At 62.0% G+C, this 21,188-nt stretch carries 17 protein-coding genes and 1 tRNA gene; 2 read left to right on the forward strand and 16 right to left on the reverse strand.

What is annotated here, in order from left to right; all coding sequences use genetic code 11:
* The 4 genes from JQK88_RS34255 to rpsL form a co-directional block, all read right to left on the reverse strand.
* On the reverse strand, positions 1-310 hold a 310-nt coding region (locus tag JQK88_RS34255; protein WP_203280427.1), incomplete at its 3' end, for a GTP-binding protein.
* 65 nt (positions 311-375) lie between these two features.
* A complete protein-coding gene (gene fusA / locus JQK88_RS34260) occupies positions 376-2,466 on the reverse strand; it encodes an elongation factor G (protein ID WP_112566712.1) in 2,091 nt (696 codons plus the stop codon).
* A gap of 30 nt (positions 2,467-2,496) precedes the next feature.
* Positions 2,497-2,967 (reverse strand): 30S ribosomal protein S7, encoded by a 471-nt coding sequence (gene rpsG, locus JQK88_RS34265; RefSeq protein WP_008875664.1) that lies wholly within the window; start codon positions 2,965-2,967, stop codon positions 2,497-2,499.
* Between the two features lie 64 nt (positions 2,968-3,031).
* Complete coding sequence (gene rpsL / locus JQK88_RS34270; RefSeq protein WP_006333356.1) at positions 3,032-3,403, reverse strand: 30S ribosomal protein S12; 372 nt, start codon at positions 3,401-3,403, stop codon at positions 3,032-3,034.
* Between the two features lie 474 nt (positions 3,404-3,877).
* On the opposite strand from rpsL, the gene JQK88_RS34275 reads away from it, so the two are divergent.
* Together JQK88_RS34275 and JQK88_RS34280 are read left to right on the forward strand one after the other, a co-directional pair.
* Positions 3,878-4,159: a transcriptional regulator gene (locus JQK88_RS34275; protein WP_203280969.1), complete on the forward strand. Its 282-nt coding sequence runs from the start codon at positions 3,878-3,880 to the stop codon at positions 4,157-4,159.
* Between the two features lie 115 nt (positions 4,160-4,274).
* A complete protein-coding gene (locus tag JQK88_RS34280; protein WP_203280971.1) occupies positions 4,275-5,210 on the forward strand; it encodes a Gfo/Idh/MocA family protein in 936 nt (311 codons plus the stop codon).
* Positions 5,211-5,244: 34 nt separating this feature from the next.
* On the opposite strand, the gene JQK88_RS34285 is transcribed toward JQK88_RS34280, so the two are convergent.
* The 12 genes from JQK88_RS34285 to JQK88_RS34340 all read right to left on the reverse strand — a co-directional run bounded on the left by JQK88_RS34285 (position 5,245) and on the right by JQK88_RS34340 (position 20,942).
* Positions 5,245-5,910: an O-methyltransferase gene (locus tag JQK88_RS34285; RefSeq protein ID WP_203280973.1), complete on the reverse strand. Its 666-nt coding sequence runs from the start codon at positions 5,908-5,910 to the stop codon at positions 5,245-5,247.
* 79 nt (positions 5,911-5,989) lie between these two features.
* Positions 5,990-10,186, reverse strand: a complete 4,197-nt coding sequence (gene rpoC, locus JQK88_RS34290; protein WP_203280974.1) for a DNA-directed RNA polymerase subunit beta' — start codon at positions 10,184-10,186, stop codon at positions 5,990-5,992.
* 132 nt (positions 10,187-10,318) lie between these two features.
* A complete protein-coding gene (gene rpoB / locus JQK88_RS34295) occupies positions 10,319-14,455 on the reverse strand; it encodes a DNA-directed RNA polymerase subunit beta (RefSeq protein WP_192255627.1) in 4,137 nt (1,378 codons plus the stop codon).
* Between the two features lie 244 nt (positions 14,456-14,699).
* On the reverse strand, positions 14,700-15,077 hold the full coding sequence (gene rplL / locus JQK88_RS34300) for a 50S ribosomal protein L7/L12 (RefSeq protein ID WP_091586446.1): 378 nt from the start codon (positions 15,075-15,077) through the stop codon (positions 14,700-14,702).
* A gap of 54 nt (positions 15,078-15,131) precedes the next feature.
* Entirely contained in the window at positions 15,132-15,650 is a 519-nt protein-coding gene (rplJ, locus tag JQK88_RS34305) for a 50S ribosomal protein L10 (RefSeq protein ID WP_112566726.1), read from the reverse strand.
* A gap of 393 nt (positions 15,651-16,043) precedes the next feature.
* Complete coding sequence (rplA, locus tag JQK88_RS34310) at positions 16,044-16,742, reverse strand: 50S ribosomal protein L1 (protein WP_112566728.1); 699 nt, start codon at positions 16,740-16,742, stop codon at positions 16,044-16,046.
* Between the two features lie 4 nt (positions 16,743-16,746).
* Entirely contained in the window at positions 16,747-17,175 is a 429-nt protein-coding gene (gene rplK, locus JQK88_RS34315) for a 50S ribosomal protein L11 (RefSeq protein ID WP_203280975.1), read from the reverse strand.
* 173 nt (positions 17,176-17,348) lie between these two features.
* On the reverse strand, positions 17,349-17,876 hold the full coding sequence (gene nusG, locus JQK88_RS34320; RefSeq protein WP_006333333.1) for a transcription termination/antitermination protein NusG: 528 nt from the start codon (positions 17,874-17,876) through the stop codon (positions 17,349-17,351).
* A 27-nt stretch (positions 17,877-17,903) separates the two neighbouring features.
* Positions 17,904-18,107 carry a preprotein translocase subunit SecE gene (gene secE / locus JQK88_RS34325; protein WP_023667439.1) on the reverse strand — a complete coding sequence of 68 codons (204 nt, stop codon included), beginning with the start codon at positions 18,105-18,107 and terminating at the stop codon, positions 17,904-17,906.
* 369 nt (positions 18,108-18,476) lie between these two features.
* Positions 18,477-18,552, reverse strand: a tRNA-Trp gene (locus tag JQK88_RS34330).
* A gap of 155 nt (positions 18,553-18,707) precedes the next feature.
* Complete coding sequence (locus JQK88_RS34335; RefSeq protein ID WP_192255625.1) at positions 18,708-19,190, reverse strand: group II truncated hemoglobin; 483 nt, start codon at positions 19,188-19,190, stop codon at positions 18,708-18,710.
* A 96-nt stretch (positions 19,191-19,286) separates the two neighbouring features.
* Positions 19,287-20,942 carry a COG3904 family protein gene (locus JQK88_RS34340; protein WP_203280976.1) on the reverse strand — a complete coding sequence of 552 codons (1,656 nt, stop codon included), beginning with the start codon at positions 20,940-20,942 and terminating at the stop codon, positions 19,287-19,289.
* Between the last annotated feature and the right edge of the window lie 246 nt (positions 20,943-21,188).

Genomic DNA, 21,188 nt, shown 5'->3' on the forward strand with positions numbered 1-21,188 from the left:
CAGCCGAAACGACCAGGATCGCGCCGTCCATCTGCGCGGCGCCGGTGATCATGTTCTTCACATAGTCGGCGTGTCCGGGGCAGTCGACGTGGGCGTAGTGGCGATTGGCCGTCTCGTATTCGACGTGAGCCGTCGAAATGGTGATGCCGCGGGCCTTCTCTTCGGGCGCCGCATCGATCTGGTCGTAGCGCTTGTATTCGCCAAAATACTTCGTGATCGCCGCCGTCAGCGACGTCTTGCCATGGTCAACGTGACCAATCGTGCCGATGTTCACATGAGGCTTAGTGCGCTCGAATTTACCTTTTGCCATGTGATGTCTCCAATCTGCTCGCCCGTACGGGCCTTGAATTAAGTTACTGCTGCAACCCGTTCGGGTTACGCGTATTTCTTCTGGACTTCCTGGGCGACCGCGGTCGGCACAGGCTCGTAGTGATCGAACTGCATCGTGTAGGCCGCACGGCCCTGGCTCATCGAGCGCAGGTTGTCGACGTACTTGAACATGTTGGCCAGCGGCACCATCGCGTTGATCACGACAGCCACGCCACGCGCTTCCTGGCCCTGGATCTGGCCACGACGGCCGTTCAGGTCGCCGATGACGCTGCCGACATAGTCTTCCGGCGTCACGACTTCGACCTTCATGATCGGCTCGAGCAGCTGCACGCCAAGCTTGGGCGCGGCTTCACGGAAGCAGGCGCGGCCGGCGATTTCGAAGGCGAGCACCGAGGAGTCGACATCGTGGTAAGCGCCGTCGATGAGCGTCGCCTTGACGCCGATCATCGGGAAGCCGGCGAACGGGCCCGACGTCATGACGCTGTTGATGCCCTTTTCGACACCCGGGATGTATTCCTTCGGAACCGCACCGCCGACGATCTTCGATTCGAACTCGAACTCCGAGCTCTCCGGATTCGGCTCGAACAGCAGCTTGACACGAGCGAACTGACCGGTACCGCCGGTCTGCTTCTTGTGCGTGTAGTCCTGCTCGTGCTTGCGGGTGATCGTCTCGCGATAAGCCACCTGCGGCGCGCCGACATTGGCCTCGACCTTGAACTCGCGACGCATGCGGTCGACGATGATGTCGAGGTGGAGCTCGCCCATGCCCGAAATGATGGTCTGACCGCTTTCCTCGTCTGTCTTGACGCGGAAGGACGGATCCTCGGCGGCCAGGCGGTGAAGGGCGAGGCCCATCTTCTCCTGGTCGTTCTTGGTCTTCGGCTCGATGGCGATCTGGATGACCGGATCGGGGAATTCCATGCGCTCGAGGATGACCGGGTGCAGCGGATCGCTGAGCGTATCGCCGGTGGTCGTATCCTTCAGGCCAGCCAGAGCAACGATGTCGCCGGCAAAAGCCTCTTCGACGTCGGCGCGCGAATTCGCATGCATCTGCAGCATGCGGCCGATGCGCTCTTTCTTGCCCTTGACGGTGTTGTCGAGCGAGACGCCCTTGGTCAGCTTGCCCGAATAGATGCGAGCAAAGGTCAGCGAGCCGACGAACGGGTCGTTCATGATCTTGAAGGCCAGCATCGACAGCGGCTCGTTGTCGTCCGCATGACGCTCGATCTCGGCGTCGGTCTTGGCGTCGACACCCTTGATGGCAGGAACATCGGCCGGCGACGGCAGATATTCGACGACGGCGTCGAGCAGCGGCTGCACGCCCTTGTTCTTGAAAGCCGAGCCACAGAACATCGGGAAGAACTTGACCGCGATGGTACCCTTGCGGATCAGCGCGCGGATCTCGTCATTCGACGGCATCTTGCCTTCGAGGTAATTTTCAAGCGCCGTCTCGTCCATTTCGACGGCGGCTTCGATCATCTTCTCGCGGAATTCCTCGGCCCGAGCCTTGAGGTCGGCCGGGATCTCGACGACGTCCCAGGCAGCGCCAAGCGTCTCGTCGCGCCAGACCAGCGCGTTCATCTCGACGAGGTCGACGACACCCTTGAACTCGGTCTCGGCGCCGATCGGCAACTGCATGACGACGGCATGCGCCCCGAGGCGCGAACCGATCATCTCGACCGAGCGGTAGAAGTCGGCACCGATCTTGTCCATCTTATTGCAGAAGATCATGCGCGGAACGCGATACTTGTCGGCCTGACGCCAGACAGTCTCGGTCTGCGGCTCGACACCGGCATTGGCGTCGAGCAGCGCGATGGCGCCGTCGAGCACGCGCAGCGAACGCTCGACTTCGATGGTGAAGTCGACGTGTCCGGGGGTGTCGATGATGTTGAAGCGGTACATCTTGCCGTCACGGCCCTTCCAGAAGGTCGTAGTGGCGGCGGAGGTGATGGTGATGCCGCGTTCCTGCTCCTGCTCCATCCAGTCCATGGTGGCAGCGCCGTCGTGCACTTCGCCGATCTTGTGCGACTTGCCCGTGTAATAGAGGACGCGCTCGGTGGTCGTCGTCTTGCCGGCGTCAATATGCGCCATGATACCGAAATTGCGGTAGTCTTCGATTTTATATTCGCGGGCCATCGTGGATGCCTTCTCAGTCTCGTTCGCGCTTTACCAGCGGTAGTGCGCGAATGCGCGGTTGGCTTCTGCCATCTTGTGGGTGTCTTCACGCTTCTTCACGGCCGTGCCGCGGTTGTTGGCCGCATCCATCAGCTCGCCGGAGAGGCGGTCGACCATCGTGGTCTCGTTGCGGTTGCGCGCGGCTGCAATCAGCCAACGGATCGCCAGGGCCTGACGGCGCTCGGGGCGCACATCGACCGGAACCTGGTAGGTGGCGCCGCCGACGCGACGCGACCGGACTTCCACATGCGGCGCGACATTGTCGAGCGCCTGATGGAAGACGGTGACCGGCTCCTGCTTGGTCTTCGACTGAACCTGGTCGAGCGCGCCGTAGACGATGGTCTCGGCGACCGATTTCTTGCCGTCATACATGACGGCGTTCATGAACTTGGTAACGATCAGATCGCCGAACTTCGGATCCGGATTGATCTCACGCTTTTCTGCACTGTGACGACGGGACATGGCTTTTGTCTCTCAATCTCTCATAGCCCGGCACTGTCAAAAAAAGCGCCGAAGCCGGAAAACCTTACTTCGGACGCTTCGCGCCGTATTTCGAACGGCGCTGCTTGCGGTTCTTCACGCCCTGCGTGTCGAGCACGCCGCGGATGATGTGGTAGCGCACGCCCGGAAGATCCTTGACGCGGCCGCCGCGGATCATGACCACGGAGTGTTCCTGAAGGTTGTGACCTTCGCCGGGGATGTAGCCGATCACTTCAAAGCCGTTGGTCAGGCGGATCTTGGCCACCTTGCGCAGTGCCGAGTTCGGCTTCTTCGGCGTCGTTGTGTAGACGCGCGTGCAGACGCCCCGCTTCTGCGGGTTCTGCTGCATGGCCGGGACCTTGTTGCGCTTCACCGGCGCAATGCGCGGCTTGCGGATCAGCTGGTTGACGGTAGGCATTAAACCCTCTTGTCTCTCAATTCCGTGTCTCGCCCGGTCAGGGCCGCTAAAAGCGTCAATTCCATACGCAAATTCGGGCCATAAACCGCGCCTCGCGGTCCTGCCCGAACAAAATGCAGAGGAAGCGGAAACCGCCTCATGCGCGCCGGAAATGTCTTTTCGCTCGTAAAACGAACCCTGTTTGAGGCAAACTCCGAAGCGTGTCGCTTCGGAAGGGAGAGCCTCACATCGGTTCTGACTGGGCGGCTTCTACTCGCAAGACCGTGAACCGTCAACCCCGGCACGCCAAATATTGCGCGCTGACCAAGGCTTGGCAGCCATGCGAAAAACGCATGTAATTTTCTTTCTTAAGTTTGCAAGGGGAAGGAAGAAAGTGACCGGCTTGCGGCTGTCCTGCACCGCCGCTTCGTGGCAAAAGGCGCCATGGACAGCCCCAAACCCCTTGCCCGCCCGAATCTCAAGAGGAATCAGCCCGTGAACGACAATGAGGAGCGCCCGGTCACCATCATCACCGGCCGCATCTGGAAAAAGAAGGGCGGCAAGCCGGAAGGCGTCCATGTGATGCTGGTTGCCCCCGACGACGATTCGGCCGTGCGCCGTGCCCTCGAATCGCTCGCCGCCGAAGGCTATGCCGAGGCCGAGCTCGACCAGATCGGCGACATGGAGGGCGAGCCCGACGATGAGCCGCATCTGTCGGCCTTCCAGGGCGCACTCGAAGGCGAAGTATCGATCGTGACGTTCGAGGTCCCGCTATAAGCCTGAGAATCGGGTTCGGCTCGCACTTGTCACCGCGCCGGCTTGCCCGGCACCGGTTCTCTGCTAAGAACCAGGCAACTTAAGAACAGCCCAAATTCCAATCTGCGGAGTCCCCATGTCCTCCAACAATGGTCCCATCAAGCTCGGCATCGTCGGCGTGGGCAAGATCGTGCGCGACCAGCATCTGCCGGCGGTGGCCAAAGATGGGGATTACCGCCTGATCGCCGCCGCCAGCCGGCACGGCAAGGTCGATGATATCCCGAACTTCCCGACCATTGAGGCGATGCTCGACGCGGTGCCCGAACTCGAGGCCGTGTCGCTGTGCATGCCGCCGCAGTATCGCTACGACGCTGCGCGCACGGCACTGATCGCGAAAAAGCATGTCTTCCTCGAAAAGCCGCCGGGCGCCACCGTCAGCGAGGTCGAGGATCTGAAGCGGCTGGCGCAAGCCAATGGGGTTACGCTGTTCGCCAGCTGGCATTCGCGCTACGCGCCGGCGGTGGAGGCCGCGCGGACATTTCTGAGCTCAGCCAAAATCAGCTCGGCGGCAATCGTCTGGAAGGAAGATGTCCGCCGCTGGCACCCGAACCAGGACTGGATCTGGGCTCCGGGCGGTTTCGGTGTTTTCGATCCCGGCATCAACGCGCTGTCGATCGTGACACACATTCTGCCGGCAATGTTCATCACCTCGGCGGTACTCGACTTTCCCGAAAACCGCGCCTCTCCGGTTGCCGCCCATGTCAATTTCCGCACCGCCGATGGGTTGCCGGTGACGATGGAACTCGACTGGCTGCAGACCGGCCCGCAGAGCTGGGACATCCTGGCAGACACCGACAAAGGCAAGATGGTGCTGTCCGGCGGCGGCACCAGGCTCGCCGTCGACGGCAAGGTGGTCCATGACGAGCCGGAGGCCGAATATCCCCAGCTCTATCGGCGCTTCGCCGAGATCGTGCGCGCCGGCGTCTCCGATGTCGACCTGGCGCCCCTCCAGCACGTCGCCGACGCCTTCATGCTCGGCAAGCGCAATGTGGTGGAAGCGTTCTTCGACTGAGCGGTGAGCTTGGCCGGACCATAGCCCGGCCACTTCACTCGACGACCGCGATGGCAAATCCGTCATAGCCTTTGGCGCCGACGGTCTGGATGGCGGTCCCGTCCAGGCGCTTCTCGCCGCCGATGAAGGAGAACGCGGCGCGTGCGCCTTCGACATAGGCGTCACGGCCATCGTCGTTGAGCACCGTACCGTCGCGGACGACGTTGTCGCAGATGATGACCGATCCCGGCCGTGACAGCCGCATCGCCCATGACAGATAGTTCGGGTTGTTCGGCTTGTCGGCGTCGATGAAGATCAGGTCGAACGGACCGGCATTTTCGCTGCCAAGCGTTGCGAGCGACTGCAGCGCCGGGCCGACGCGCAGGTCCACCTTGTCCGACATCCCTGCCCGCTCGAAATTCGAGCGCGCGACCTTTGCGTGATGTGGATCGAGTTCAAGCGTCACGACCTTGCCGTCGGCCGGCAGCCCCCTTGCCATCCAGATGGTCGAGTACCCGCCAAGCGTGCCGATCTCCAGCACCTTCCTTGCACTGCTGATGCGCACCAGAAGCGACAGCAGCTTGCCTTGCGCGGCCGACACGTCGATCGCCGGCAGGCCTTGGTCACGGTTTGACGCGAGCACAGCGTCGAGCACGGGATCCGCCTCGAAGAGAGAGGAAACGATGTAGTCGTCGACCTCAGTCCAAACCTTCTTGCTCATGTTTCCTCCATCCAATTTGGAAGCCAAAACGCGAAAAGGGGCCACTTGGGCCCCTTTTCTTCTTCTCGTCCGACCGCGCTTACTGCGCGGCGTTGACCATGTCGGTCAGCATCGGCTCGGCGATTTCGACACCGGAGGCCTTGCGGCGCTCGTCGATGATCAGCTCGTCGCGCGAGGTGGCGATGCGCCGGATCTGGCTCATCGTGCCGCCGGTACCGGCCGGGATCAGCCGGCCGACAATGACGTTTTCCTTCAGGCCCTGCAGCATGTCGGTCTTGCCGGCAACCGCAGCTTCCGTCAGCACCCTGGTCGTCTCCTGGAAGGAGGCGGCCGAGATGAAGGACGGCGTCTGCAGCGACGCTTTGGTGATGCCGAGCAGCACCGGCTGGCCTTCGGCCGGCTTCTTGCCGTCCTCGATCAGGCGCTCGTTGACCTCTTCCAGTTCGATCACGTCCACGTGGTCGCCCGGAATGTAGGTCGAGTCGCCCTGCGTGGTGATCTCGACCTTCTGCAGCATCTGGCGAACGATCACCTCGATGTGCTTGTCGTTGATCGACACGCCCTGCAGGCGGTAGACTTCCTGGATTTCGTTCACGAGGTAGGAAGCAAGTGCCTCCACGCCCTTGATCGCCAGGATGTCGTGCGGCGCCGGATTGCCGTCGAGGATGTAGTCGCCCTTCTCGATGACGTCGCCGTCCTGGAGATGGAACGGCTTGCCCTTCGGGATCAGGTATTCGACCGGCTCAAGCGTCGAGTCATGCGGCTCGATGATGATGCGACGCTTGTTCTTGTAGTCGCGGCCGAAGCGGATCGTGCCATCGATCTCGGCGATGATGGCGTGATCCTTCGGACGGCGTGCCTCGAACAATTCGGCAACACGCGGCAGACCGCCGGTGATGTCCTTGGTCTTGGCGCTTTCCATCGGGATACGCGCCAGCACGTCACCGGGGCGAACCTGCGAACCCGGCTCGACCGAGAGAATGGCCTCGACCGAGAGCAGGAAGCGCGCGTCGCCGCCCTTCGACAGCTTGCCGACCTTGCCCTTGCCGTCCAGGATGGCGATTGCCGGCTTGAGGTCGTTGCCGCGCGGCGTCGAACGCCAGTCGATGACCTCACGCTTGGTGATGCCGGTCGACTCGTCGGCCGTTTCCTGAACGGAAATGCCGTCGACCAGATCCTCATACGCCACCTTGCCCTCGATTTCGGTGAGGACCGGGCGGGTATAGGGATCCCACTCGGCGATACGCTGGCCGCGCTTCACCTTGTCGCCATCGTCCACGAAGATACGCGAACCATAGGTGACGCGGTGCGTGGCGCGTTCCTTGCCGGCCTCATCGAGGATCAGCACCGCCATGTTGCGGCCCATGACCATCTGCTGGCCGTCCGAGTTGCGCACCACGTTGCGGTTGCGGATCTCGACCTTGCCCTCATACGAGGCTTCAAGGAACGAACTATCCACCACCTGCGCCGTACCGCCCATGTGGAAGGTACGCATGGTGAGCTGGGTGCCCGGCTCGCCGATCGACTGCGCCGCGATGACGCCGACGGCTTCGCCCTGGTTGACCGGGGTGCCGCGGGCCAGATCGCGTCCGTAGCAGACCGCGCAGACGCCGACCCTGACTTCACAGGTCAGTGCCGAACGGATGCGGACCGACTGCACGCCGGCCTTTTCGATCTGCTCCACGTCACGCTCGTCCATCAGCGTTCCGGCCTTGACCAGAACCTCGCCCGACACCGGATGGTTGATGTCGTCGAGCGCGGTACGGCCCAGCACGCGCTGGCCGACCGAAGCTACGACCTGACCGGCATCGACGATCGGCTGCATGGTGAGGCCCTTGTCGGTGCCGCAATCCACGGAGTTGACGATGCAGTCCTGTGCCACGTCGACCAGACGACGGGTGAGGTAACCCGAATTCGCCGTCTTCAAGGCGGTGTCGGCCAGACCCTTGCGGGCGCCGTGGGTCGAGTTGAAGTACTCGAGCACGGTCAGGCCTTCCTTGAAGTTCGAGATGATCGGCGTCTCGATGATTTCACCCGACGGCTTGGCCATCAGGCCACGCATGCCGGCGAGCTGGCGCATCTGGGTGGGCGAACCACGCGCACCCGAATGCGACATCATGTAGATCGAGTTCATCGGCTTCTGACGGCCATTGTCCTCGAACTCGACCGCCTTGATGCGGGCCATCATTTCGTCGGCGACCTTTTCCGAGCACTTGGCCCAGGCGTCGACGACCTTGTTGTACTTCTCGCCCTGCGTGATCAGACCGTCATTGTACTGCTGCTCGTATTCCTTGGCCAAAGCCTCGGTGTCGGAGACCAGCTTGATCTTGGCGTCCGGGATCAGCATGTCGTCCTTGCCGAACGAAATGCCGGCGCGGCAGGCATGGCCGAAGCCAAGCGCCATGATGCGGTCGCAGAAAATGACCGTCTCCTTCTGACCGCAATGGCGGTAGACGGTGTCGATCATCTTGGAGATGTTCTTCTTGGTCATCTCCTGGTTGGCGGTCTCGTAAGGCACGTTGACGTTCTTCGGCAGCAGTTCGCCGATGATCATGCGGCCAGGCGTGGTGTCGTAGATCTTCGACACGACCTTGCCTTCGGCGTCGACCGAACGGAAACGGCCCTTGATCTTGGCGTGCAGGGTGACAGCCTTGGTCTCGAGCGCATGCTGGAGCTCGCCCATGTCGGCAAACACCATGCCTTCGCCCGGCTCGTTCTGATTGACGATCGAGAGATAGTAGAGACCCAGAACCATGTCCTGCGACGGCACGATGATCGGCGCGCCGGAAGCCGGATGCAGGATGTTGTTGGTCGACATCATCAGCACGCGGGCTTCAAGCTGAGCCTCGAGCGACAGCGGCACGTGAACGGCCATCTGATCGCCGTCGAAGTCGGCGTTGAAGGCCGTGCAGACCAGCGGATGCAGCTGGATCGCCTTGCCTTCGATCAGGATCGGCTCGAACGCCTGGATGCCCAGGCGGTGCAGCGTCGGCGCACGGTTCAACAGCACCGGATGCTCGCGGATGACCTCGTCCAGGATATCCCAGACTTCCGGACGCTCCTTCTCGACCAGCTTCTTGGCCTGCTTGACGGTCGAGGAGAACCCCTTGGCGTCGAGTCGGGCGTAGATGAAGGGCTTGAACAGTTCGAGCGCCATCTTCTTGGGCAGGCCGCACTGATGCAGCTTGAGCTCCGGACCGGTGACGATGACCGAACGGCCCGAATAGTCGACGCGCTTGCCGAGCAGGTTCTGGCGGAAACGGCCCTGCTTGCCCTTCAACATGTCGGACAGCGACTTCAGCGGACGCTTGTTGGCGCCGGTGATGACGCGGCCGCGGCGGCCGTTGTCGAACAGTGCGTCGACGGCTTCCTGCAGCATGCGCTTTTCATTGCGCACGATGATGCCGGGCGCACGCAGCTCGATCAGCCGCTTCAGGCGGTTGTTGCGGTTGATGACGCGGCGATAGAGGTCGTTCAGGTCGGACGTCGCGAAGCGGCCGCCGTCCAGCGGGACGAGCGGGCGCAGGTCCGGCGGGATCACCGGAACCACCTTCATGATCATCCATTCCGGACGGTTGCCGGATTCCATGAAGTTCTCGACCACCTTGAGCCGCTTCAGATACTTCTTCTGCTTCAGCTCGGACGTGGTCGAAGCCAGTTCCGAACGCAGGTCGCCGGCGATCTTCTCCAGGTCCATGCCGGCCAGAAGATCATGAATGGCCTCGGCGCCGATCATCGCGGTGAAGGAATCCTCGCCATACTCGTCGACGGCGATCATGTACTCTTCCTCGCTGAGCAGCTGGTGCTCCTTCAGCGCGGTGAGGCCAGGTTCGGTGACGATGTAGTTCTCGAAGTAGAGGACGCGCTCGATATCCTTGAGCGTCATGTCGAGCAGTGTGCCGATGCGCGACGGCAGCGACTTCAGGAACCAGATGTGAGCGACCGGTGCTGCCAGCTCGATATGGCCCATGCGCTCGCGGCGAACGCGCGACAGCGTGACTTCGACGCCGCACTTCTCGCAGATGACGCCCTTGTACTTCATGCGCTTGTACTTGCCGCACAGGCATTCATAGTCCTTGATCGGGCCAAAAATGCGCGCGCAGAACAGACCGTCACGCTCCGGCTTGAAGGTGCGGTAGTTGATGGTCTCCGGCTTCTTGATCTCGCCGAACGACCAGGACAGAATCTTCTCAGGGCTGGCGAGCGATATCCGGATGGAATCGAACACCTGCGCCGGCGCCTGCGGATTGAAGAGATTCATGACCTCTTGGTTCATGCCGTTCTCCTTTTCGGGGTCCTCGAAACCCCTTGCATCTAACGCGGGCCAAATGCCCGCTGAGTGGTCGGCCCACCGGCCGTAGAATTTGGTGCATCCGGCCGCGGGCTCCCGCGACCGGATGTCTTGCTTTTACTCGGCTGCGTCAGGCAGCCGGACAGGGTTGTCGTCAAGCTTGGTGTTCTCCAGCTCGACATTGAGGCCGAGAGACCGCATTTCCTTGACGAGCACGTTGAAGCTCTCCGGAATGCCGGCTTCGAAAGTGTCGTCGCCGCGCACGATCGCCTCGTAGACCTTGGTGCGGCCGGCCACGTCGTCCGACTTCACCGTCAGCATTTCCTGCAGCGTGTAGGCGGCGCCGTAGGCTTCCAGCGCCCAGACCTCCATTTCGCCGAAGCGCTGGCCGCCGAACTGCGCCTTGCCGCCCAGCGGCTGCTGGGTAACGAGCGAGTACGGACCGATCGAACGCGCGTGGATCTTGTCGTCCACCAGGTGGTGAAGCTTGAGCATATAGATATAGCCCATCGTCACCTTGCGATCGAACGGCTCTCCGGTGCGTCCGTCATAGAGCTGCGACTGACCGCTGGTGTGCAGGCCCGCCTGCTCCAGCATGATGTTGATGTCGACCTCATGCGCGCCGTCGAACACCGGTGTCGCGATGGAGACGCCGCGGCGCATCTGTTCGCTGAGGCGAACGATGCTCTCGTCGTCATACTCGCGGACCGGCTCGTTGCGGTCGTTGGCAGGGATGAAGCTCTCGAGCGTCTTGCGCAGCGGCTTGATGTCTCCAGCCGTCTTGTACGCGTCGATCAGCTCGCCGATCTTCTTGCCCATGCCAGCACATGCCCAGCCCAGATGCGTTTCCAGGATCTGGCCGACATTCATGCGGCTCGGCACACCCAGAGGGTTGAGCACGATATCGGCATGCGTGCCGTCCTCGAGGAAAGGCATGTCCTCGACCGGAACGATGCGCGACACGACACCCTTGTTGCCGTGACGGCCGGCCATCTTGTCGCCCGGCTGCATCTTGCGCTTCACGGCCACGAAGACCTTGACCATCTTCATGACGCCCGGAGGCATTTCGTCGCCGCGCTGCACCTTCTCGACCTTGTCCATGAAGCGCTGCTCGAGCGCCTTCTTGGAGTCGTCGTACTGGCCACGCAGCGCTTCCAGTTCGCTCTGGAGCTTTTCGTTCTCCACCGCAAACTGCCACCACTGCGAACGCGGATACTCGTCCAGCGTGTCCTTCGACAGCTTCGAGCCCTTCTTGAAGCCCTTCGGTCCGGCAATCGCTTCCTTGCCGACGAGGACGTCGGAAAGGCGCGAATAGACGTTGCGGTCGAGGATCGCCTGCTCGTCGTCGCGGTCCTTGGCGAGGCGTTCGATCTCCTCGCGTTCGATCGCCATGGCGCGCTCGTCCTTCTCGACGCCGTGACGGTTGAACACGCGCACTTCGACAACGGTGCCGAAGGTGCCCGGAGGCATGCGCATCGAGGTGTCGCGAACGTCGGACGCCTTTTCACCGAAGATGGCGCGCAGGAGCTTTTCTTCCGGCGTCATCGGGCTTTCGCCCTTCGGCGTGATCTTGCCGACCAGGATGTCGCCCGGCTGCACTTCCGCACCGATGTAGACGATGCCGGCCTCGTCGAGGTTCTTCAGCGCTTCTTCCGAAACGTTCGGAATGTCGCGCGTGATTTCCTCCGGTCCGAGCTTGGTGTCACGGGCCATGACTTCGAACTCCTCGATGTGGATCGAGGTGAAGACGTCGTCGGCCACGATGCGCTCGGAGAGCAGGATCGAGTCCTCGTAGTTGTAGCCGTTCCACGGCATGAACGCGACCAGCACGTTGCGGCCGAGCGCCAGATCGCCAAGTTCGGTCGACGGACCGTCAGCGATGATGTCGCCCTTGTTGACGCGGTCGCCCATGCGCACCAGCGGACGCTGGTTGATGCAGGTGTTCTGGTTCGAACGCTGGAACTTCATCAGCCGGTAGATGTCGACGCCCGACTTGCCGGGATCGAGATCTTCCGTTGCGCGGATGACGATACGCGTCGCGTCCACCTGGTCGACGATGCCGCCGCGGCGGGCGCCGATGGCGGCGCCCGAGTCACGGGCAACGATCGGCTCCATGCCGGTGCCGACAAACGGCGCTTCGGCGCGCACCAGCGGCACGGCCTGACGCTGCATGTTGGAGCCCATCAGCGCGCGGTTGGCGTCGTCGTTCTCGAGGAACGGGATCAGCGCCGCGGCCACAGACACCATCTGCTTGGGCGACACGTCCATCAGATCGACGTTTTCGCGCGGCGCCATCATCACTTCGCCGGCGCTGCGGCAAATGACGAATTCGTCGACGAAACCACCATTCTTGTCGAGCTCGGCATTGGCCTGCGCAACGTGGTGCTTGGACTCTTCCATAGCGGAGAGATAGACGACCTCATTGGTCAGCTTGCCGTTGACGATCTTGCGGTACGGGCTCTCGATGAAGCCGTACTTGTTGACGCGCGCAAACGTCGCCAGCGAGTTGATCAGACCGATATTCGGGCCTTCCGGCGTCTCGATCGGGCAGATGCGGCCGTAATGCGTCGGGTGCACGTCGCGCACTTCGAAGCCGGCGCGCTCGCGGGTCAGACCGCCCGGTCCAAGCGCCGACAGGCGACGCTTGTGGGTGATCTCCGACAGCGGGTTGGTCTGATCCATGAACTGCGACAGCTGCGAGGAACCGAAGAACTCGCGCACGGCGGCAGCCGCCGGCTTGGCGTTGATCAGGTCCTGCGGCATCACCGTGTCGATCTCGATCGAGGACATACGTTCCTTGATCGCGCGCTCCATGCGCAGCAGGCCGACGCGATACTGGTTCTCCATCAGCTCGCCGACAGAACGCACGCGGCGGTTGCCGAGATTGTCGATGTCGTCGATCTCGCCCTTGCCGTCGCGCAGTTCGACCAGCGTCTTGACCACGGCCAGGATGTCGTCCTTGCGCAGCACGCGCACGGTGTCCTCGGCCTTGAGTTCAAGGCGCATGTTCATCTTGACGCGGCCGACGGCCGACAGATCGTAGCGCTCGCTGTCGAAGAACAGCGAGTTGAACATGGCTTCGGCGGTTTCCAACGTCGGCGGCTCGCCCGGGCGCATGACACGATAGATATCGAACAGCGCGTCCTGGCGGCTCTCGTTCTTGTCGACGTTGAGCGTGTTGCGGATGTAGGCGCCGACATTGACGTGGTCGATGTCGAGAACCTTGACCTCCTGCTCGCCGGTGCCGAGCAGCACCTTCAGCGTCTTCTCGTCGATCTCGTCACCGGCTTCGAGGAAGATCTCGCCGGTGCCGTAATTGACGATGTCTTCGGCCAGGTAATTGCCGAGCAGATCCTCATCGGTCGCCTTGATCGCCTTCAGACCCTTTTCGCCAAGCGCCCTTGCCTGGCGGGCGGTGATCTTCTTGCCCTGCTCGACGACGATCTCGCCGGTGTCGGCATCGACCAGGTCGCCGACAGCCTTGAGGCCGCGGAAACGCTCGACGTTGAACGGAATGCGCCAGTGGTCGCCCGCGCGCTTGTAAGTGATCTTGTTGTAGAAGGTCGACAGGATCTCTTCGCCGTCCATGCCAAGCGCCATCAACAGCGACGTCACCGGAATCTTGCGGCGGCGGTCGATGCGGGCGTGCACGACGTCCTTGGAATCGAACTCGATGTCGAGCCACGAACCGCGATAGGGGATGACGCGCGCGGCAAACAAAAGCTTGCCCGACGAGTGCGACTTGCCCTTGTCATGGTCGAAGAAGACGCCTGGCGAACGGTGCATCTGCGAGACGATGACACGCTCGGTGCCATTGACGATGAAGGTGCCGTTCAAGGTCATGAGCGGCATGTCGCCCATGTAGACGTCCTGCTCCTTGATGTCCTTGATCGACTTGGCGCCGGTATCCTCGTCGATATCGAACACGATGAGGCGCAGCGTCACCTTCAGCGGCGCGGCATAGGTCAGGTCGCGCTGACGGCATTCGTCAACGTCGAATTTCGGTCCTTCGAACTCGTACTTCACGAACTCCAGCATCGAGGAGCCGGAAAAATCGGAGATCGGGAAGACCGACTTGAAAACAGCCTGCAGCCCTTCGTCCGGACGGCCGCCCTTGGGCTCGTCCACCATCAGGAACTGGTCATAGGATGCCTTTTGAACCTCGATCAGGTTCGGCATCTCCGCAACTTCCGGGATCTTTCCGAAGAACTTGCGTACGCGTCTGCGGCCATTGAAAGTCTGGGTCTGGGCCATCGTCGCTCCTTAGCTCTAAACTCGGGACGAGCCTCGCCGCGGCTCGCCTTGCATACTGAGCCGCCTGGGCAGCGGCCCTCTGTCTGTTTCTCCGGCAGGCTGCCGGCTAAAACGGGAGAAAACCCGTTTCCTGAAGGCCGGTTTCGGCCCTCAGGAAAGAGGTTCTCGTACATCTCGCGCTACGCGTTCTCCCTTGACACGAAGGGAGTGGCGGACGGCGCGAGGCCGCCCGCCGCTTTTACGCTTACTTCAGGTCGACCTTGGCGCCGGCTGCTTCCAGCTGGGCCTTGAACTTCTCGGCGTCAGCCTTGGAAACGCCTTCCTTGACCGGCTTCGGAGCTGCTTCGACCAGATCCTTGGCTTCCTTGAGGCCCAGGCCGGTGATGGCGCGGACTTCCTTGATGACGTTGATCTTCTGAGCACCTGCCTCGGTGAGGACGACGTCGAATTCCGTCTTTTCCTCGGCCGGAGCAGCAGCAGCGGCACCGCCGCCAGCAGCGGCAACCGCCACCGGAGCAGCAGCCGAAACGCCCCACTTTTCTTCAAGAAGCTTCGACAGCTCGGCCGCCTCGAGGACGGTCAGCTTCGAAAGGTCGTCTACGATCTTTGCCAGATCAGCCATTGTTGTATTCCTTCATCAGGTTCGAACGTGTGTTTGTGATAGCGAGGAACGGCCTCATGCCGCCTCGTCCTTCCGGGCGTAAGCGCCGATGACGCGCGCGACCGAAGCCGCTGGCGCATTGACGATCTGGGCGATCCGGGTTGCCGGCGTGGCGATCATGCCAACCAGCTTGGCGCGCAGCTCATCGAGCGACGGAAGTGTGGCGAGTGCCTTCACACCGTCGGCGTTGAGCGAGGTGGTGCCCATTGCGCCGCCGAGAATGACCAACTTGTCATTTCCCTTGGCGAAATCGGACGCGACCTTCGGCGCCGCAATCGGATCCTCCGAATAAGCAATCAGCGTCTGTCCCTTGAACAGGTCGATGATCGATGCGGAGTCCGTGCCCTGAAGAGCGATTTTGGCGAGACGGTTCTTCGCGACTTTGACGGTGCCACCGGCAGCGCGCATTTTCGACCGAAGGTCGTTCATTTGCGCGACGGTGATACCGGCGTAGTGGGCCACGACGACTGAACCAGCGCCTGCAAAAGCACCATTCAGGCCCGTGACGAGTTCGCGTTTTTCCGCTCTGTCCACTGCCTATCTCCAGTTGACCCCTGCCCCATCAATGGGAACATTCCCATTTAGAGGACAGGCGTCGGGTTGCCTTTTTGCCGGCCGGGCCATCCAGTAACGGATCTCCCGAACGACGCTCGAGGATCCTGCCCCCTTTCGCCACATCGACGGCAAGCCGGCGATGCGCAGACAAAAGGCAAACACGGTTCGAACCTTTCATTGGAGCTTGTCGCTCCGTTGTCAGGTTTTCACCCGTCTCATGCAGGCCCAATTCAATTAAGGCTTCCGGGCCGCCTGCAATCTCGGACAGGATGTCCGGAAACCTCTCGGCTTCCGGTACCGGGCCGCCGACAAGTCGGAGGCCCGGAATTCACTTGCGGATCAGCGCTTTAGCGGCCGATCCAAATGTTCGTATCAGGACGCTGCGAGCGTCGAGACGTCGAGCTTGAGGCCCGGGCCCATCGTCGAGGTGACCGACACCTTCTTGACGTAGTTGCCCTTGGCGCCAGCCGGCTTTGCCTTGGTCACCGCATCGGCGAAGGCGCGGATGTTTTCTTCCAGCGCCTTGACGTCGAACGAGACCTTGCCGACGCCGGCCTGGACGATGCCGGCCTTCTCGACGCGGAACTCGACGGCGCCGCCCTTCGATGCCTTGACCGCGGCGGCGACGTCGGTGGTGACGGTGCCGACCTTCGGGTTCGGCATCATGCCGCGCGGGCCGAGCACCTTGCCCAGACGGCCGACCAGCGGCATCATATCCGGCGTGGCGATGCAGCGATCGAAGTCGATCGTGCCCTTCTGGACGATCTCGACCAGATCCTCGGCACCGACGATGTCGGCGCCAGCGGCCTTGGCTTCCTCAGCCTTGTCGCCACGTGCGAACACGGCGACACGGACCGAGCGGCCGGTGCCGTTCGGCAGGTTGACCACGCCGCGGACCATCTGGTCGGCGTGACGCGGGTCGACGCCGAGGTTCATCGCGACTTCGATGGTCTCGTCGAACTTCACCGTCGAACGGTCCTTGAGCAGCTTCAGCGCTTCACCCAGGGCATAAGCCTTGTTGGGGTCGATGCCTTCGCGGGTCTTCGATACACGCTTTGCAAGTTTTGCCATGATCTCAGCCCACCACTTCCAGACCCATCGAGCGGGCGGAGCCCTCGACCATGCGCATGGCCGCTTCGACGTCGTTTGCGTTCAGATCCTTCATCTTCTGCTCGGCGATGGCGCGCACCTTGTCGCGGCCGATCGTGCCGACCTTGACCTTGCCCGGCTCCTTGGAGCCCGACTTCAGGTTCGCAGCCTTCTTCAGGAAGTAGCTCACCGGCGGCGTCTTCATGACGAAGGTGAACGACTTGTCCTGGTAGTAGGTGATGACGACCGGAATCGGCGATCCCTTTTCCATGTCCTGGGTCTGCGCGTTGAACGCCTTGCAGAATTCCATGATGTTGATGCCGCGCTGACCAAGCGCCGGGCCGATCGGGGGCGACGGCGTAGCCGAGCCCGCGGCAACCTGTAGCTTGAGCTGGCCTGCAATTTTCTTAGCCATCTCTTTCCTGCCTTTGTCTCATGCCGGCCCCACTATCGGGGAATGCCGGCGGTTGCAGTCTGGTGGTGCGGTTCGCGCGGCCGGCTAAAGCCACATTCGCCTCCCACCCGTTCATGGCCGCGCGTTTTCGCGCCGCCTCCCCTTGCCGGCGAACCGGCGTGGGGTTTTTCGGATCAGCCCTTTTCGACCTGTCCGAATTCCAGATCGACGGGCACGGCGCGCCCGAAGATCGAAACTTCCACCTTGAGCCGCGCCCGCTCCTCGTCCACTTCCTGGACGAAACCGTTGAACGACGCGAACGGACCGTCCGAAACACGGATCGCCTCGCCGATCTCGAAGGTGACCGAGGGCTTGGGCCGCTCGACGCCTTCCTGAACCTGGTTCAGAATCCGCTGCGCCTCGGCTTCGGTGATCGGCACCGGCTTGGAGTCACCGAGGAAGCCGGTAACCTTCGGCGTATTCTTGACCAGCGAAAACACCGCGTCGGTCAGGTTGGCCTTCAGCAGCACATAGCCCGGAAAGAACTTGCGCTCGGCATCGACCTTGCGGCCGCGGCGGATTTCGACGACCTTCTCGGTCGGCACCACGATCTGCTCGATATCGGCGGACAGGCCCTTCTGCTTGGCCTTGTTCTCAATGTCCTCGGCGACCTTTTTTTCAAAGTTCGAATAGGCGTGGACGATGTACCACCGCGCGGTCATTTCAAGACTTCTCCGTAATCGCCGGACTTAATGGCCGAGGCTCAATAACCGCTCGATCGCGTAGCCCATGGCCACGTCGGCGGTGAAGAAAAAGATCATCGCGATGACCGCAAACACGAGCACCATCACCGTCGAGATCATCGTCTCCCGGCGCGAGGGCCAAGTCACCTTGGCGGTCTCCGCGCGGACCTGCTGGAGAAAGACGAAAGGATTTGTGGTTTTCGAAGCCATATGCCGCTCTGTCTTCAAGACCCGTTGGCCGGGTCTCCTGGATGATCCCGCTGGCCGGGACGTGCCGCCTGGGTTTCAAGTCAGCGCCGAATCAGCGCAACCATTTCGCCCATGCAAATCGGACGCGTAAAGCCGGCTTCCCAGCTCCACGCGTCGCGTGTCTGTTGTGTCTACATAAAACCGATTCTTGATCCACGCAAGTGGCAAGTGTCCGCTTTATGACCAAACGCCGCCTCGGAACCATCCAGTCGTCCCGTCCCGGCTATGGGGGTCTTATATGCCTCAGTTTCCGTAATATGGCAAGCCACCTGCCATTTTTCAATGCGGGGCACGGGACCGAGTTCGTTCGTGAATCGCCATTTGAGAAAATGGCACGGGCAGCAGGGCTCGAACCTACGACCTGCGGTTTTGGAGACCGCCGCTCTACCAACTGAGCTATGCCCGTACGCGCGTTTCGGCGCAGGCGCTTCCTAAAAGCTTCCGGGCGCGCTGTAAAGAGTGGTCTGACGCGCTTTCATATCCTTCGCCGGAAATCCGGCCAGGTAGCCGCCAGTCTTCCCTGTCGATCGCGATTTTTTCGTCGAGGCCGCTTGCCGGCGCTCACCCCCCGGCCGGCGGCTTGTACGGCCCGCCCGGCACGCCCCAGCCCCAAGCCGGCATCGGTTCGGTCTCCGGGTCGCAGGTCTCGCCGAGGGTGGAGTTCATCTTGGCCAGCCGCGATCCCCACTCGACATAGCCCATGAAGGCGGAGCGGAATTCGGGATCGTCCGGCAGCCCGACCGCATCGGCGGCATCGGCAAGCAGGCTGATCCAACGCCGGCGCTGTTCTTCTGTGAGATGCTTGCCCAGATGATGCATGACCATCTCGCGATGGCCGCCATGCTTTTCGCTATAGGTTTTGGGGCCGCCGAAGACCTCGCCGATGAAAGCCGCGACATGAGCCGGATGGTCAGCTGACATGTGCTTGAACACCGGGCCGACGACCAGGTCGCGCGCCACGCTGTCATAGAAAGTCTGGGTCAGCCTGTTCAGCGCCTCGATGCCGCCGGCCCATTCGTACAGTGTCGGGATATCCTGGCTCATTTTCGATCCTCCGCCAGCCCCGGCGCCTGGCGACGATAGCGGAAAAATCATGCCTCACTCAACCTGCCTCGATGGCGAGTTCCCGAAACGACGTGCCTACAATTTGGCGGGCGCTTCGGCCTGCGCGTTGGACGACGCCACCACACGGCAATTCTCAGGTTTCGGCGCCGACTTGCAGATACTGGAACCCGTCAGCGCATCCACCGACTGGCGCCCGGTCGTCAGGCCGACCTTCAGCATCATATCGGGTTCGAGCCGGCGCTCGACCGAACTGTCCTGAAGCGCAGCGAACAGAGCCGGGCTTATGGCCATCTCGTCGAGATAGGCTTTGACCGTCTGTTTCTGCCCCATCAGATAGAGGCTGAGCCGCGCCTGCGGACCGACGAGCCGTCTTGCGCCGCCGGCCAGCATGAGCGCGCACGCCGAATCGCAGTCGCCGTCCCCGTCGACGCTCAGTCCGGCATAGGCGCCGTCTTTGGCCAGGCAATTCCACTCTGCCGGGTCGCAGCCGACGAAATCGGTGCGGGCAACGGCAACGTCGAGTTTCTTTTCATGGATGATCCGGCCAGCCGCCAGGGCGCCGGACAGGTCACCGCCTCGCGAACTGACCACCACGGGCAGCCGTCGGTTGCCAAGTGTGGCGAGCAATTGGCTGAGCTTCTGCGGCGTCTGAGGCGTAATCGCGCCTTGCGCCGCAATCCACTCCGGACAGTCGGGATTGCAGAGCGGATTGCTGCCGCGAACCACGGCAAAGCGCATGCCGTCATCGGGCTGTGCGTTCTGGGGCTTCACCGGCGGCGCTGCCTTTGCCACGGCCGGTTGGCCGCCGGCTGGCTTGTTCGCCGGTATTTCCCGGCAATTCGAGGCCAATGGCTCCGGCGTGCACAGGCTCGCATTGGTGAGCAAACTTACAGAGTCTTCGCTGGTGACCAGCTTCATTGTCAGCATGTCGCCAAGGTCGATCTGCTGGATGTCGCTGGCCGGCGTGCTCTTCATCGTTTCGACCACACTGAGGTCGACACCCATCTCCTTGAAATAGGTGGCCAGCTTGCGCTCGACCTTCTTGCTCATTTCGTAGGTCTTGTAGCTGCCGGCATTCTTGCGGCTGACGACCTTCTTGCTGATGACCCGCTTCTTGCCTTTCACGACGCGATAGCGGACTTCATATTGCACGTTCATTTGCACGACCGTGGTCGTGATCTGGTGGACGCCGAGATAGGCCAGCGGCCCGACCAGGCGCCTGGTGCCGCCGGCCAGCATCATCGGGCAAGCGGACGCGCAATAGCTGCCGAGCACATAGGGGTTGCCTATATAGTGCGAGCCTCTGGCGTCGTTCTCCTTGCAGTTCTTCTCCCCCGGCTCGCAGCCGACAAACCAGGTCCGGCCGACCGCGATGTCGAGCTTGTTCTTGCGGATCATACGGCCCATGGCGATGGCCGCATCGACATCGCCGCCGGGTGAGTTGACGACGATCGGCAATTTGCGGCGGCCGAGCGTTTTCAGGACCGCCTTGAGCAGCGCCGGCGACTTTGCCGATATCGCACCCTCGGCCGATATCCATTCCGGGCAGGTCGGCTCGCAGCCCGGCGCATTGCTGCGCACGACGACGAACCGCATCGGCGAATCCGGGTCAGGCTCGAGATTTTTTGTCTCGGCCGCAAAGGCGCCGCCGCCCATGGCAAGCAGCGACACCAGCCAGATCAGCCCCAATGCCCGGCACGCCCAAACCTGAAAACGGTGCCGTGGAACCATCCGACCAGCCTCTCAATTGCAATCTATACTAGTATAGGCCCGGAGACTTGCAACAGAGATTGGGATACCAAAACAGGGTCATCGGAGCCAACGAAAAAGGGCGGCCCGAGGGCCGCCCTTCAGACCGCTGACAAACCCCGTCGATTTTCGGCGGGGTTTTGTTTTGCGATTGATTTGGCTCAGCAAATTGATGTCAGGAGGAAATGTCAGGAGACAGCCGACGGCGATGGGCCTCACGCGAGACTT

The organism is Mesorhizobium caraganae (assembly GCF_016836705.1).
Lineage (GTDB): Bacteria > Pseudomonadota > Alphaproteobacteria > Rhizobiales > Rhizobiaceae > Mesorhizobium > Mesorhizobium caraganae.

Coding starts and splice junctions, on each gene's coding strand:
- rpsL (WP_006333356.1), bottom strand. CDS start 3,403: ATGCCTACCGTCAACCAGCTGATCCGCAAGCCGCGCATTGCGCCGGTG.
- rplL (WP_091586446.1), bottom strand. CDS start 15,077: ATGGCTGATCTGGCAAAGATCGTAGACGACCTTTCGAAGCTGACCGTC.
- rplK (WP_203280975.1), bottom strand. CDS start 17,175: ATGGCTAAGAAAATTGCAGGCCAGCTCAAGCTACAGGTTGCCGCGGGC.
- secE (WP_023667439.1), bottom strand. CDS start 18,107: ATGGCTTCGAAAACCACAAATCCTTTCGTCTTTCTCCAGCAGGTCCGC.
- JQK88_RS34285 (WP_203280973.1), bottom strand. CDS start 5,910: ATGAGCAAGAAGGTTTGGACTGAGGTCGACGACTACATCGTTTCCTCT.
- rpsG (WP_008875664.1), bottom strand. CDS start 2,967: ATGTCCCGTCGTCACAGTGCAGAAAAGCGTGAGATCAATCCGGATCCG.
- rpoB (WP_192255627.1), bottom strand. CDS start 14,455: ATGGCCCAGACCCAGACTTTCAATGGCCGCAGACGCGTACGCAAGTTC.
- JQK88_RS34335 (WP_192255625.1), bottom strand. CDS start 19,190: ATGAGCCAGGATATCCCGACACTGTACGAATGGGCCGGCGGCATCGAG.
- JQK88_RS34280 (WP_203280971.1), top strand. CDS start 4,275: ATGTCCTCCAACAATGGTCCCATCAAGCTCGGCATCGTCGGCGTGGGC.
- rplA (WP_112566728.1), bottom strand. CDS start 16,742: ATGGCAAAACTTGCAAAGCGTGTATCGAAGACCCGCGAAGGCATCGAC.
- rpoC (WP_203280974.1), bottom strand. CDS start 10,186: ATGAACCAAGAGGTCATGAATCTCTTCAATCCGCAGGCGCCGGCGCAG.
- nusG (WP_006333333.1), bottom strand. CDS start 17,876: ATGACCGCGCGGTGGTACATCGTCCACGCCTATTCGAACTTTGAAAAA.
- fusA (WP_112566712.1), bottom strand. CDS start 2,466: ATGGCCCGCGAATATAAAATCGAAGACTACCGCAATTTCGGTATCATG.
- JQK88_RS34340 (WP_203280976.1), bottom strand. CDS start 20,942: ATGGTTCCACGGCACCGTTTTCAGGTTTGGGCGTGCCGGGCATTGGGG.